Source organism: Pseudomonas sp. 1912-s, from assembly GCF_029269205.1.
Classification (GTDB): domain Bacteria; phylum Pseudomonadota; class Gammaproteobacteria; order Pseudomonadales; family Pseudomonadaceae; genus Aquipseudomonas.
Map to the genome: position 1 here is coordinate 275354 of NZ_JARIXR010000005.1, position 12175 is coordinate 287528.

The following is a 12175-nucleotide window of genomic DNA, read 5'->3' on the forward strand; positions in this document are numbered from 1 at the left end:
CGAACTCCTTGTCGTCTATGAAAAATGCCATTGGCTCAAAGACGAAAAGAGGCGAGGAAGTTTAGCGCTAAACGAGAATAATTATTATCTTGGCGCTGCTGGCAAGTCGGGTTTCACCGCGTTGCACGGATGAAACCCGGGGCTATTCAAGCTACTTGACGACCACGTTGGCGGCGTCCGTTTGCTTGGGCTTGATCAGGCTGAAATCAATCAAGGGCTTTTGCTGGCGTGCATACGGATCGCCAATCAACCGGGGTCGAGGCTTGAAGCTGTCACTGACCAGGCTCTTGCTGGGGTCCAGTTCATCGAAGCTCAAGCCTGCCATGTCGGCCCAGGTATGAATCAGCTGCGAGCTGCTGTAAGGCCGCTGCAAGTCGCCGGCAAAACTCCAGTCATGGCTTTCGCGCCACTTGGGCGAGGCGTAGGCCATGAACGGAATGGTGTACATCGGCGCTGTCGGCTTGGCTTCGTTGCGGCCCAGGGTGCTGTGGCCGGCCGAGTCGAACACGTCTTCACCGTGGTCGGAGAGGTACAGCAGGAAGCCGTTAGGGTCAGTCTTGGCGTAGTCCTTGATCAGGCTCGACACCACGAAATCGTTGTACAGCACCGCATTGTCGTAGCTGTTGTAGGTCGGCAACTGCGCGTCGCTGACCCCGTCAGGCACGCCCTGGCGATCGGTGAACTTGTCGAAGGTCGGCGGGTAGCGGTACTGGTAGCTCATGTGGGTGCCCAGCAAGTGCACCACGATGAATTTGCGTTCGGCGGTGTCAGACATCGCCTTGGCGAACGGCTCCAGCACGTCGCCGTCGTACTGGCGCGCATTCTGGTTGCGGTTGTTGTTGAGGTACACCTGTTCGTCGGCCTGTTCGGAAAAGGTCGTGAGCATGGTGTTGCGCTTGGTCATGGTCTGCTGGTTGGTGATCCAGAAGGTCTTGTAGCCGGCCTGCTTCATCACGCTGACGATGGACGGAGTCTTGAGGTACAGGTCCGGGTTTTCTTCGTCGGCGAAAGTCAGCACCTGTTGCAGCGCTTCGATGGTGTAGGGGCGCGGGGTGATGACGTTGTCGAACACCGCCAGTTGGTCGCGCAGTTTGTCCAGTTCCGGCGTGGTGTTGCGCGGGTAGCCGTACAGGCTCATGCGCTGACGGTTGGTGGACTCACCGATCACCAGCACCAGGGTCGACGGCTGGCCGGCCATGCTGTCCTTGAGGTTGGTCAGGGGCGGGATCTTGCTGGCGCTGGTCAGCATGCCTTGCATGTTGTCCAGTTGTTCGGTGTAGCGGCGGTAGGCGACGATCATCTGCCATGGCACGGCCGGCTCGATGCGGGTTTCGAAGCGGTCGATGGCCAGTTCCATGGTCTCGCTCTTGGCGATCTGCTTGACCAATGGGTAACCGACGATGGCAATCACAATCGCCGTGGCCGCGAGCATCGCCTGGCCGCGTGGCAGGTACACCGGGCGTACGCGGGTCCACAGGAAAACGGCCATGGCGGTGTGGGCAATGAACGCCAACACGATCCACCAGGCAAAGTATTGGGTGGCGTATTCGCCGGCTTCAGAGATGTTCGACTCGAACATGATGAAGATGACGCTTTGGGAGAATTCCTGCTGGTAGATGAAGAAATAACCCAGGCTGGCCATGGAGCAGGCCCACAGCACCACGCCAATCACCGCGGCCACCAGGCGCGCGCGACGGGGGAACAACAGCATCGGCGCCAGCCACAGGGCGCTCATGAAAAATGCCTGGCGGAAACCACTGAAGCCGGAGGTGCCGGTCAGTTGGATCAGCAGTTGGGTAATACCCGAGAAGTACCAGAAGAACAGGAACATCCAGCCAAGGCCGGCCCAATCAAAACCTTTCGCAGACGTAGTGCTGCGTTTGAACATCGCCATCCAGCGCTCCAACCCGGTAAATTTCAGTCGACGCGCAGGGACGCACGCAACAGAGGGCCTGCGCACGTGGCGCGGCCCTATTCGGCGGGAGTATCGGGAGGGGGATGTGAAAACTTCGTGAGTTATTCCTGAACGGTTCGTTCAGCTCACGTTCAGCAAAGGGCGGGCTGGGTGCCGGACGGCTGATTGAGCTGCCCTTGCAGGTGCGAGCGCAGACGCATGACTTCCTGTTGCAGTTGGTCGCGCTCGTCTTTCAACTGACGCAATTCATCGCGGCGGATGCTGACATAGAGGGTCTGTGGTGGGCGGGTCATGTGTGCAGTGCTCATTGCTTACCTCGCAAATGGCGGGTGTATCGCGCTGCCAGAGCGCTTGATTCGAGGCTCTCGGCAACAGTCGGCGCAATTCTGAATTCTTTTTTAAACAAAGGGAACTTTTTTATTTTTGGTGGTCGCTGTGACTTTTTCAGGGGTGAAGGCTAAAGCATGGCCACTTTTTGTCATGAAACTATGCCAATCCGCTCTGGACTAACCCTCATTAGCCTCATTGCGCTATAAACTGTGACACACATTTATTCGTAGTAAGGAGCATCAGCACATGCAACTGGGGATTATTGGACTAGGCCGCATGGGTGGCAACATTGCGCGGCGCCTGATGCTCAATGGGCATACCACCGTGGTTTACGACCGCAATGAAGCATTCGTAAAAGGGTTGGCAGGCGAGGGCGCCACGGGCGTTGCCGACCTGAAGGGCCTGGTGGCCGGGCTGCAAAAACCCCGGGCGATCTGGGTGATGCTGCCGGCGGGCGACCCGACCGAGCACACCATTGAAGAACTGAGCCAACTGCTGGAAGACGGTGACGTGATCATCGACGGCGGCAACACCTTCTATAAGGATGACATCCGCCGCGCCAAGACCTTGTCGGAAAAAGGCCTGCACTATGTCGACGTCGGCACGTCCGGCGGCGTCTGGGGTCTGGAGCGCGGCTACTGCATGATGATCGGTGGCGACGCCGAGACCGTTAAGCGCCTGGACCCGATCTTCGAAAGCCTGGCGCCTGGCCTGGGCAACATCCCGCGCACCAAGGACCGTTCTGCCACTGCGGACAGCCGTGCCGAGCGTGGTTATATCCACGCGGGCCCAGCCGGTTCCGGGCACTTCGTCAAGATGATCCATAACGGTATCGAATACGGGATGATGCAGGCCTTCGCCGAAGGCTTCGACATCCTCAAGACCAAGAATTCGGAAAACCTGCCGGAAGACCAGCGGTTCGACCTCAACGTTGCCGATATCGCCGAAGTCTGGCGCCGTGGCAGCGTGGTGTCGTCCTGGCTGCTGGACCTGACCGCCGATGCACTGGCTACCGATCCGAAGCTCGAGGGTTATTCCGGCTCGGTTGCCGACAGTGGCGAAGGCCGCTGGACCATCGAAGCCGCGATGGAGCAATCGGTGCCGGTACCGGTGCTGTCGAACTCGCTGTTCGCGCGTTTCCGCTCGCGCCAGCAAAGCACCTACGGTGACAAAATGCTTTCTGCCATGCGCTTCGGCTTTGGCGGCCATGTGGAGACTCCCAAAAAATGACCGCTAACGGCAAGAAACCCAAGGCCGAACCTGCTCCGCCCACCACACTGTTTCTGTTTGGTGCCCATGGTGATTTGGTCAAGCGCCTGCTGATGCCGGCGCTGTACAACCTCAGTCGCGACGGGCTGCTGGGCAGCGGTTTGCGCATTGTGGGCGTTGATCACAACGCCATCAGCGACGCCGATTTCGCCAAGAAACTCGAGGATTTCATTCGCACCGAGGCCGCCAGCAAGGTCAAGGGCAATGCCGAGAACGCCTTGGACCCCGTGTTGTGGGACCAGTTGGCCAAAGGCATCAGCTATGTCGAGGGCGATTTTCTCGACGACGGCACCTACGCCGATATCGGCAGGAAGATTGCCGACAGCGGCACCGGCAACGCGGTGTTCTACCTCGCCACCGCGCCGCGCTTCTTCGCCGAAGTGGTGCAGCGCCTCGGCGCGGCCGGCTTGCTGGAAGAAACCCCGGAGGCGTTCCGCCGGGTGGTGATCGAAAAGCCGTTCGGCTCGGACCTCGCCACCGCCGAAGCGCTGAACGCTTGCCTGCTCAAGGTGATGAGCGAGAAGCAGATCTATCGCATCGACCATTACCTGGGCAAGGAAACCGTCCAGAACATCCTGATCAGCCGTTTTTCCAACGTGCTGTTCGAGGCGTTCTGGAACAACCACTACATCGACCACGTGCAGATTACCGCTGCCGAAACCGTTGGCGTGGAAACCCGGGGCAGCTTCTTCGAACACACCGGCACCTTGCGGGACATGGTGCCCAACCACCTGTTCCAGTTGCTGGCGATGATCGCCATGGAACCGCCGGCCGCCTTTGGCGCCGATGCGGTGCGGGGTGAGAAGGCCAAGGTGATCGGGGCCATACGGCCCTGGTCGCTGGAAGACGCACGCGCCAACTCGGTTCGCGGCCAGTACACCGCCGGTGAAGTCGCCGGCAAGCAACTGCCGGGGTACCGTGAAGAGGCCAACGTCGCGCCAGACAGCAGCACCGAGACCTTCGTCGCTCTCAAGGTACTGATCGACAACTGGCGCTGGGTCGGCGTGCCGTTCTACCTGCGCACCGGCAAACGGATGAGCATCCGCGACACTGAGATCATCATCTGCTTCAAGCCGGCGCCTTACGCGCAGTTCCGGGATACCGAGGTCGATGAGCTCAAGCCGACGTACCTGAAGATCCAGATCCAGCCCAATGAAGGCATGTGGTTCGACCTGTTGGCGAAAAAGCCCGGGCCGACCCTGGACATGGCCAACGTCGAGCTGGGTTTTGCCTACAAGGACTTCTTCGAGATGCAGCCGTCGACGGGTTACGAAACCCTGATCTACGACTGCATGACCGGCGACCAGACCTTGTTCCAGCGCGCCGACAACATCGAAAACGGCTGGCGTGCGGTGCAGCCATTCCTCGATGCGTGGAAGCAGGATGACGGTATCCAGGCCTACAAGGCGGGTGAAGACGGCCCGGCGGCGGCTGATGCGTTGCTGGCCCGCGATGGCCGAACGTGGCACAGCCTCGGATGAGTGACTTGCCGAGCCAACCCATCCGGTTTGTCCTGAGTGATATGGACGGCACGTTGCTGCATCCCGATCACAGCCTCAGCCAACGCACCATTGATACGGTTCGCGCCTTGCGCGCTGCCGGGGTGTTTTTCAGCCTGGCCAGCGGGCGGCCGCCGAAGGCCATGCGTCAGCAGGTGGAGGCGCTGGGTGTGGATGTGCCCATTGCCGGCTTTAATGGCGGCACGCTGGTCAATCCGGACGGCAGTATTCTGGTGGCGCATCACTTGCCGGCCGAAGCCGCGCTGGTGGCATTGGCCTTGTTTACACCGCAGCCGGACGTGGAGGTCTGGCTGTTTGCCGACGGCGACTGGCTGCGCCGTGATCCTGGCGGACCGATGGCGGTTCGCGAGGAACACGGCCTGGGCTACGGGGCGATCGTGGTGGAAAGTTTCGAGCCGTTTCTGGATCGGGTCGACAAGATTGTGGCAGCCAGTACCAATACCCAACTGCTGATGGAGCTTGAAGCGCAGTTGCAGCCGAGAGTCGAAGGATTGGCCCAGGTCTCACGCTCGCAGCCGGTGTTTCTGGACGTGACGGCGATGAAGGCCAACAAAGGCGAAGCCTTGAGAACCCTGGCGGCGCATCTGGGTGTACCGCTGGAGCAGACGGCGGTGATTGGTGATGGAGGCAACGACCCGGCGATGTTTCACGTGGCCGGGCTGTCGATTGCCATGGGCCAGGCCGAAGAAGTGGTCAAGCGCCAGGCCAGCGTCGTGACCGGCAGCAATGTCGATGACGGCGCAGCGGAAGCCATAGAGCGGTTTATTCTCTCGGCCTATTGATTGGCAAACACAGTAATAAGTAGTCAGCTATGCAAAGTTGCAACTTGCATGGCTGGCTGCGCATCCATGTTATTTCCAGTCAATATACTGCGTCGTCGGGCGGCACACTTTCTTGTGCCGCCCAACGCCAGTTTCAGTTACTTGGGCATCGCCCAGGATTGCAACTGATAGCCATCTTTGTCGAGTTCGGCGCGGGCTTGCAACAGCAAGTTCTCAAGCTGCGCCGGGTCGGAATAAGTGCTGGAAGACAGCTGCTTGCTGCCGATGCGGGTATTGGTGCGGTCGATGACGCTCAGGCTCAGGGCGCCGTTGCCGTCGTGCCAGGCCACACATTGAAAGGGCTGGAAGGCACGGTCTGCGATCAAAAGAGCTTCGTTGATGCGGAGCGGGGCGTTCATGGGGTCTTCTCTCTAAATGCCCATTCAAGTGAAGTCGTTGGTTGGGCGTGCCTGACGACTGGTTACTTGTACTGATGCACGATCACCGGGTACGGGTCACATGTTAGAAGAAGATTTTTCAACTTTCCCTGATTAATGTCATGTAAGGGGCTATTTTGAAAGCTTCACGAAAGTTACGCCGCGACAATTGACCGCAGGGCCGTAACGGAAAAGCGCGGTTTGCCCACGACTTATAGCGAATCGGTACAAAGGCCGCGTCAAGATCTTGCTAGGGTTACCAACAGACTTCCCAAATAGCTGTTTTTAAATAACTTTAACGATTTTGACGCCAAGGAATAGTCATGATTGTTACACCTGCCCAGCGCCGCCTGCTTGTGGTCGATCCCTGTGATGACTGCCATCGGCTGTTGCCCGGTTTGCGCGCCGCGGGGTGGGACGTGGACAGCTGTGCCCTGGAGGCTGTGGGTGAGCGCTCCTGTGACGTGGGATTGTTGCGTCTGCAGCCGTTTCACCTGGAGCGCCCCGAAGCGGTCAAGGAGCTGATCAGCCGCAGCGGCACCGAGTGGATTGCCGTGCTTAACCAGGAAGTGCTGCGGCTGCAGAATGTCGGCGATTTTGTCTGCGAATGGTTTTTCGATTTCCATACCCTGCCGTTTGATGTGTCACGGGTGCAGGTCACCCTCGGCCGCGCCTTCGGCATGGCGCGCCTGCGGGGCAAAGGCAACAACGCGCCTGCCGGCCAGCCGGAACACGAACTGCTGGGCGACAGTCGCCCCATCCGCGAACTGCGCAAACTGCTCGCCAAACTGGCGCCCACTGAATCCCCGGTGTTGATTCGTGGCGACAGCGGCACCGGCAAGGAATTGGTTGCCCGCACCTTGCACCGCCAGTCCCAGCGCCACGCCAAGCCGTTTGTGGCGATCAATTGCGGGGCGATCCCCGAGCACCTGATCCAGTCCGAACTGTTTGGCCATGAGAAAGGCGCCTTTACCGGTGCCCATCAGCGCAAGGTCGGGCGGATTGAGGCGGCGCATGGCGGCACGTTGTTTCTCGATGAAATCGGCGACCTGCCCATGGAGCTGCAAGCCAACCTGCTGCGCTTTCTCCAGGAGAAACAGATCGAGCGCGTCGGCGGCAGCCAACCGATTCCCGTGGACGTACGGGTGCTGGCCGCCACCCACGTGGACCTGGAAGCTGCGGTTGAAAAGGGCACCTTTCGTGAAGACTTGTATTACCGGCTCAACGTCCTGCAAGTGGTGACCGCGCCGTTGCGCGAGCGCCATGGCGATGTGGCGATGCTGGCCAACCATTTCTCACACTTCTACAGCCAGGAAACCGGCCGCCGCCCGCGCAGCTTCAGCGAAGACGCGCTGGTGGCCATGGGCGAGCACGGCTGGCCGGGCAATGTGCGGGAATTGGCCAACCGCGTACGCCGTGGCCTGGTACTGGCTGAAGGGCGGCAGATCGAGGCCGTTGATCTGGGACTGCAAAGCCAGCAGGCAATCGCGCTGCCGATGGCTACACTGGAAGATTACAAGCACCGCGCCGAACGCCAGGCGCTGTGCGATGTGCTCAACCGGCACAGCGACAACCTGAGTGTCGCGGCCCGTGTGCTGGGGGTTTCCCGGCCGACGTTCTACCGGTTGCTGCACAAACACCAGATCCGCTAGGGCGGGTAAACCGAAAAGCCCCGCAACGACCCTTATCGTTGCGGGGCTTTTCCCGTTGTCATGCCTTAAAAGTAATACGGGAACTTCAGGCTGAAGCTGAACGACGGTGCATCCGGCGTGATCCCGATCGCCAGGTTCGGCACGATCGTCAGGTTGTCGGATGCCGCAATCGTCATGCCCACGTTGAAGTAACCCGCGTTGGCGTCGCTGGAAACCACCGACTGCCAGTCGCCGCCATCCGGCTTGAGCTTGCTCCTGCGTTGCACCAGGTCGGACACCGAGAACGACATACTCATCTTCTCGTTCAACGCAAACGCCACGCCTGCGCCGATCTGGAAGCTGTCGCCCAACTGCACTTTGCCGGGAGTTTTCTGGCCGACCTGAGAGTTGATATCGCTGAACGAGTCCTCGAAGTTGTGGGTATACGACAGCGAGCCAAACAGTACCGCCGGGTCGAAAGTCTTGACCAGCGAGATCCCCGGCGTGATCGACCATACGCCGTTGCCGGTCGGCAGGCTTTCCGGTACGAAGAGGTTGGTATTGCTTGATGACTGGACCAGCTTGATGCCGAATGGGTCTTCGCCGGTGGGCGCCTTGACCCGCACCGACACCACCGCATCCGGCAGGTTGACGCTTTCGTCGAGGAACTTGTAGGCAATCCCGAAGTTGATGTCCCCGATAGTCGGGTCGCGGGTGACCGACTGTTCCGAGGTCGCCGTGCCGCTGCCGCCGTTGGCGCCGCCGGACTGGTAAGTCGACTCGCGGTACACCACCGGCACGTTCACGTCGAATTGCCAGCGGTTGTCGAGGTTGTAGCGGCCCGTGAGGTCGAGGGTCCAGTTATCCGACTTGATCCGGTCCAGGTTGATGTTGCCAAGGAAGATCGAGTCCAGTGCCAGAAAACCGTTGAGGGTCAACTGGCGCGCGTCGTAGCGCGAATAGGTGACGCCGGTTTCAAAGCTGAACTTGCCGTTGCCAAAGAAGCCGCTGGCCTCGTTGTACAGGTTGCTCACGCTTTGCGCCGGGGCCGAATCATCCTTGAGGGATTGGCCGTAGGACGCGCCACCGGCCGCACCGCCCGAGGCCGCAGCGGCGCCGGTACGCGGCGTGTTGCCGGCCACGGTCGTGCCACCTTTCTGGAAGTCCGCCGGGGATTTGGCCAGGCGTTTGGGGGGCGGGGCCACCGGCTGCTCCTCAACCTGGCGCACCCGTTGTTCCAGCACCGCCAGTGCTTTTTGCTGCACTTCGTAGCGTTGCTTGAGCTCCAGCAATTCCTTTTTCAATGTGTCTATATCGGTGTCCGGCGCGGCATACAACATAGATGCGGGCAGGAGCGTGCTTAAACAAATTACGGCACGTAACGATAGCGATCGATGCATGAAATAAGCCGTCCCTTTCTATTGCACTAGTGTCGAGGCACAGCGTAGTTCAATAACCGTTAGCGCGTAGGCCCCTGAGTTGATTCAGGTTGAGGTTCTGCCCCAAATTGTTCAAACCGTTATTGCCCAGTACCACGTTGAGCTGCGTCATGTTGCTGACAAAGTTGCTGTTACCCTGCAAAACCGTACCCTGCAGAACATTCCCGCCGCCAATCTGCTGCAAGGCATTGCCCTGGTTGTTGTTGGCCAGGATCGCCATTTGCAGCCCGCCATTGGCCGCCGAAACGGTAACCTGACCGGCACCGGTGCTGCCGGTAATCGGTTGGCCTGCCACCAGCGCTTGCCCGGATTGCACGACGTTGGCCGGTGACAAACCGTTCTGGTTCACGTTGATATTGACGTTGTTGCTGGCGGTGTTGCCGTCGCCGGCAGCGCGCACACTTTGTGTCACGCCCTGGCCAGAGCCCAGGCCGGCACCACCGACGACGGTGCCCGTGCCATTGGGCTGGTTGGGCGAGACTTTAGTGGGGCTGTCGGTGACCTGCACATAAAACTGCGGAGTGACGGTCGAGGCGTTGACGTTCATGCTGGCCGAGCCGGTGACGCTGTCGCCGGCGGCATTGGTCCAGGTACTGCTCATTACAATCCCGAAACTGATGATCCGGCCCGGCATCACATAGCGACCACGCAAGTCAGCCAGTTCCGAGTCCTTTATTTCAATCGGCTTGAACACCGATGACGCATAAGCGGGCATTGAGGCTGCCAGGCACATGACCGTCAGCCAACGGTAAGTGTTCATCGTTTGCTCCTGGAGCATCCTGCCCCTTATTGCGCTTCTAGAAGAAGTCGCTCTGGATAAAACCGAAATCCATCAATTCACTGTCCCGGACCGGACTGAACTCATTGATCCTGTTTTTCGCGGTCAGCGGGGTGGGCGGATCAAGCAGCACGTTGGTCTTGTCGTAGCCTTCGCCCAGTACGGCGAAGACGATGCCATTCCAGCCTTTGACGAAGTCATCACGGGCGTAACGCTTGTGGCCCAGTACCGGATCGCCGATGTAGACCCAGTCTTTGTCGGCGCGCTGCATCACCACGAAGTGCTTGTAGCCGCGGATCTCCAGCAGCACCACCACCGGGATTTTCACCGTGAGCAGGGTGTCTGCGTTAATCCGGTAACCCCGGGCGCGCATGCCGATGCTTTCCAGGTAGCGCTTCATGTCCAGCATGGAGAAGCCCTGGGTGCGTACCAGGTCCTGATCGGCGTTGACCAGCATGCCCTTGATGATGTGGTCTTCATCCACATCCATCCAGTAGGCCTGGCGCAGGATGGTGGCCAGGGCGGCGGCACCGCAGCTGAAATCGGTTTTCTGTTCCACCAGGTTGGCGAACTTGCGTTCACGGATGCTCTCGACCTTCTTGAAGATCACGCCACCGCCGGGCATGGCAGCAATCGCCATTTGCCCTGCCCAAGTCGGGCCGGTGAGCAGTAACAGGAAGGTGAGCGCGATGATCCGCATGATCGAATGGCCTGGAGGACACTGGAATAAAAAGGGGCCTTGTTGCCAAGGCCCCGTTGGATCAGAAGCGCACGCCAGAGGAGATCACAGTGGTGTTGCCTTGCTGATTGCCCACGCCTGCAGAAATGTTGGCGCCCAGGTTGCCCGAAGAGCCATTAAGCGAGTTGTTGGCGCTGGCGTTGTTCACGACAGGCAGGTAGGTGTGGCTGCCCCATGGGCCAGACTGAGTGGCCACGGTGTTCAGGTAGGCGTTGTCCACGCTGGTTTGCGTGGTGTTGCTCGATGCGGCAGCAGCAGCACCCTTGGCCGAGGAAATAGCCAGTTGGTTTTTCTGTTGGTTGAAGTTGCCCGCGGTCGCGTTCACGCCCAGGTTGCCGGAGCTGCCGTTGGCCGAGTTGTTGAGCGAAGCGTTGTTGTGGGTAGCCACTTGCACCGAGATGTTGTTGTGGTTGTCTTGGGTAATGGTACCCAGGGCAAACACGGCATCTGCGTCACCGGCCGCAATGGCGGTCTGGTTGTCTTGTTGGTTGCCATCACCGGCTGCGATGTTGGCCTGGGCGTTGCCGCTGCTGCCGTTCAACGAGTTGTTGGCCGATGCGTTGTTCTGGGTGCCCAGGTTGAGCACGCCGTTGTGGTTGCTCGATTGCGCGTCGGAAACGGCGGCTACCACAGCGGTAGGCTGATGAGTAGGTGGGTTGGCATGTGCGGCGGCAGCCATGATTGCAGCGAGAGCGAACGCCAGTGGTTTAAGAGCCATTGTAGTTTTCATGGTATTTCCCCTTGCTTCTAATTAGTTGGTTAAGTGTTGGTACGGTCCAGCTTCTAGCTCCAATGAATCATTGGATTTGCACATTCAGGGCGTTAGCCATGCGGTTCCCCACCCCGGCACTCTGATTCACCTGTACCACTCCACGGCTGCCGGTGAAGGCCTGGTCGCTTGTGACGACCTGGCGGCTGCCAGTGGTAGAGGTGAACCCTGAGTTTGGTGACAGCGCCACGTTCTGTTGCGACATGACGCTGTCGTCGATGCTTTGCGGGCCAGCATTCACGCTGATCCGCACCGCATTGATCATCTGGTTGTTGGCCCCGGCCGACTGGTTGACGCCCAGTACACCGTTGCCATTGCTGAAAGAGTTGCCCTGGATCGCCACCTTGGCGTTCTGGGAGCGGTCGGCAGGTGCGCCGCCGATGGTCTGGCTGATGGAGCCGCCAGCCTGGGTGTTGGTGCCGGCTGAAATCGCGCGGCTGTTGATTTGCTGCTGCTGATCGCCGGCTGCTTGGTTGATCGAGACGATGCCGTTGTATTGCTTGCCGGAGTTGTCGATCACTGCGCTGTTGTCAGCCATGGCTGCTGAGCTGGCCAGGATCGCGAGGAACAACCAGGAATGGTTCATC

Annotated in this window: 12 protein-coding genes; 4 read left to right on the plus strand and 8 right to left on the minus strand. The window is 59.7% G+C overall.

What is annotated here, in order from left to right; genetic code table 11:
• Window positions 1-151 precede the first annotated feature (151 nt).
• Together P3C29_RS09225 and P3C29_RS09230 are read right to left on the minus strand one after the other, a co-directional pair.
• Complete coding sequence (locus P3C29_RS09225; RefSeq protein ID WP_275964355.1) at window positions 152-1894, minus strand: phosphoethanolamine transferase CptA; 1743 nt, start codon at window positions 1892-1894, stop codon at window positions 152-154.
• Window positions 1895-2046: 152 nt separating this feature from the next.
• Window positions 2047-2223 (minus strand): DUF6026 family protein, encoded by a 177-nt coding sequence (locus P3C29_RS09230; RefSeq protein WP_158000316.1) that lies wholly within the window; start codon window positions 2221-2223, stop codon window positions 2047-2049.
• Window positions 2224-2467: 244 nt separating this feature from the next.
• Between P3C29_RS09230 and gnd the strand changes: the two genes are divergently transcribed.
• Genes gnd through P3C29_RS09245 form a run of 3 tightly spaced genes read left to right on the plus strand, consistent with a single transcriptional unit; the run spans window position 2468 to window position 5816 of the window.
• A complete protein-coding gene (gene gnd, locus P3C29_RS09235) occupies window positions 2468-3475 on the plus strand; it encodes a phosphogluconate dehydrogenase (NAD(+)-dependent, decarboxylating) (protein ID WP_275964370.1) in 1008 nt (335 codons plus the stop codon).
• Window positions 3472-4995: a glucose-6-phosphate dehydrogenase gene (zwf, locus tag P3C29_RS09240; RefSeq protein WP_275964356.1), complete on the plus strand. Its 1524-nt coding sequence runs from the start codon at window positions 3472-3474 to the stop codon at window positions 4993-4995. The genes gnd and zwf overlap by 4 nt, the downstream gene beginning before the upstream one ends.
• Entirely contained in the window at window positions 4992-5816 is an 825-nt protein-coding gene (locus P3C29_RS09245) for an HAD family hydrolase (protein ID WP_201123584.1), read from the plus strand. The genes zwf and P3C29_RS09245 overlap by 4 nt, the downstream gene beginning before the upstream one ends.
• Before the next feature lie 137 nt (window positions 5817-5953).
• Here the strand turns inward: P3C29_RS09245 and P3C29_RS09250 are convergent, their stop codons facing one another.
• Window positions 5954-6214 (minus strand): hypothetical protein, encoded by a 261-nt coding sequence (locus tag P3C29_RS09250; protein ID WP_010172941.1) that lies wholly within the window; start codon window positions 6212-6214, stop codon window positions 5954-5956.
• 341 nt (window positions 6215-6555) lie between these two features.
• Here P3C29_RS09250 and P3C29_RS09255 point away from each other — a divergent pair, with 341 nt between their 5' ends.
• Window positions 6556-7884: a sigma-54 dependent transcriptional regulator gene (locus P3C29_RS09255; protein WP_010172939.1), complete on the plus strand. Its 1329-nt coding sequence runs from the start codon at window positions 6556-6558 to the stop codon at window positions 7882-7884.
• Between the two features lie 65 nt (window positions 7885-7949).
• Here P3C29_RS09255 and P3C29_RS09260 read toward each other — a convergent pair whose 3' ends face one another.
• The 5 genes from P3C29_RS09260 to P3C29_RS09280 form a co-directional block, all read right to left on the minus strand.
• Window positions 7950-9263, minus strand: coding sequence for a hypothetical protein (locus tag P3C29_RS09260; RefSeq protein WP_275964357.1), 1314 nt, complete (start codon window positions 9261-9263; stop codon window positions 7950-7952).
• 49 nt (window positions 9264-9312) lie between these two features.
• Window positions 9313-10062 (minus strand): hypothetical protein, encoded by a 750-nt coding sequence (locus P3C29_RS09265; RefSeq protein WP_201123587.1) that lies wholly within the window; start codon window positions 10060-10062, stop codon window positions 9313-9315.
• A gap of 37 nt (window positions 10063-10099) precedes the next feature.
• Window positions 10100-10780, minus strand: a complete 681-nt coding sequence (locus P3C29_RS09270) for a C39 family peptidase (RefSeq protein WP_010172931.1) — start codon at window positions 10778-10780, stop codon at window positions 10100-10102.
• Between the two features lie 61 nt (window positions 10781-10841).
• A complete protein-coding gene (locus tag P3C29_RS09275) occupies window positions 10842-11537 on the minus strand; it encodes a hypothetical protein (RefSeq protein WP_201126162.1) in 696 nt (231 codons plus the stop codon).
• Window positions 11538-11616: 79 nt separating this feature from the next.
• The gene (locus tag P3C29_RS09280; protein WP_275964358.1) at window positions 11617-12174 is read right to left on the minus strand and encodes an adhesin; all 558 of its coding nucleotides are present in this window, start codon (window positions 12172-12174) and stop codon (window positions 11617-11619) included.
• Window position 12175: the final 1 nt, after the last annotated feature.

Bases quoted from the DNA above. Each gene is read 5' to 3' on its own strand.
- P3C29_RS09225 (WP_275964355.1), bottom strand. From the start codon at position 1,894: ATGGCGATGTTCAAACGCAGCACTACGTCTGCGAAAGGTTTTGATTGG.
- P3C29_RS09230 (WP_158000316.1), bottom strand. From the start codon at position 2,223: ATGAGCACTGCACACATGACCCGCCCACCACAGACCCTCTATGTCAGC.
- zwf (WP_275964356.1), top strand. From the start codon at position 3,472: ATGACCGCTAACGGCAAGAAACCCAAGGCCGAACCTGCTCCGCCCACC.
- P3C29_RS09245 (WP_201123584.1), top strand. From the start codon at position 4,992: ATGAGTGACTTGCCGAGCCAACCCATCCGGTTTGTCCTGAGTGATATG.
- P3C29_RS09250 (WP_010172941.1), bottom strand. From the start codon at position 6,214: ATGAACGCCCCGCTCCGCATCAACGAAGCTCTTTTGATCGCAGACCGT.
- P3C29_RS09255 (WP_010172939.1), top strand. From the start codon at position 6,556: ATGATTGTTACACCTGCCCAGCGCCGCCTGCTTGTGGTCGATCCCTGT.
- P3C29_RS09260 (WP_275964357.1), bottom strand. From the start codon at position 9,263: ATGCATCGATCGCTATCGTTACGTGCCGTAATTTGTTTAAGCACGCTC.
- P3C29_RS09265 (WP_201123587.1), bottom strand. From the start codon at position 10,062: ATGAACACTTACCGTTGGCTGACGGTCATGTGCCTGGCAGCCTCAATG.
- P3C29_RS09270 (WP_010172931.1), bottom strand. From the start codon at position 10,780: ATGCGGATCATCGCGCTCACCTTCCTGTTACTGCTCACCGGCCCGACT.
- P3C29_RS09275 (WP_201126162.1), bottom strand. From the start codon at position 11,537: ATGGCTCTTAAACCACTGGCGTTCGCTCTCGCTGCAATCATGGCTGCC.
- P3C29_RS09280 (WP_275964358.1), bottom strand. From the start codon at position 12,174: ATGAACCATTCCTGGTTGTTCCTCGCGATCCTGGCCAGCTCAGCAGCC.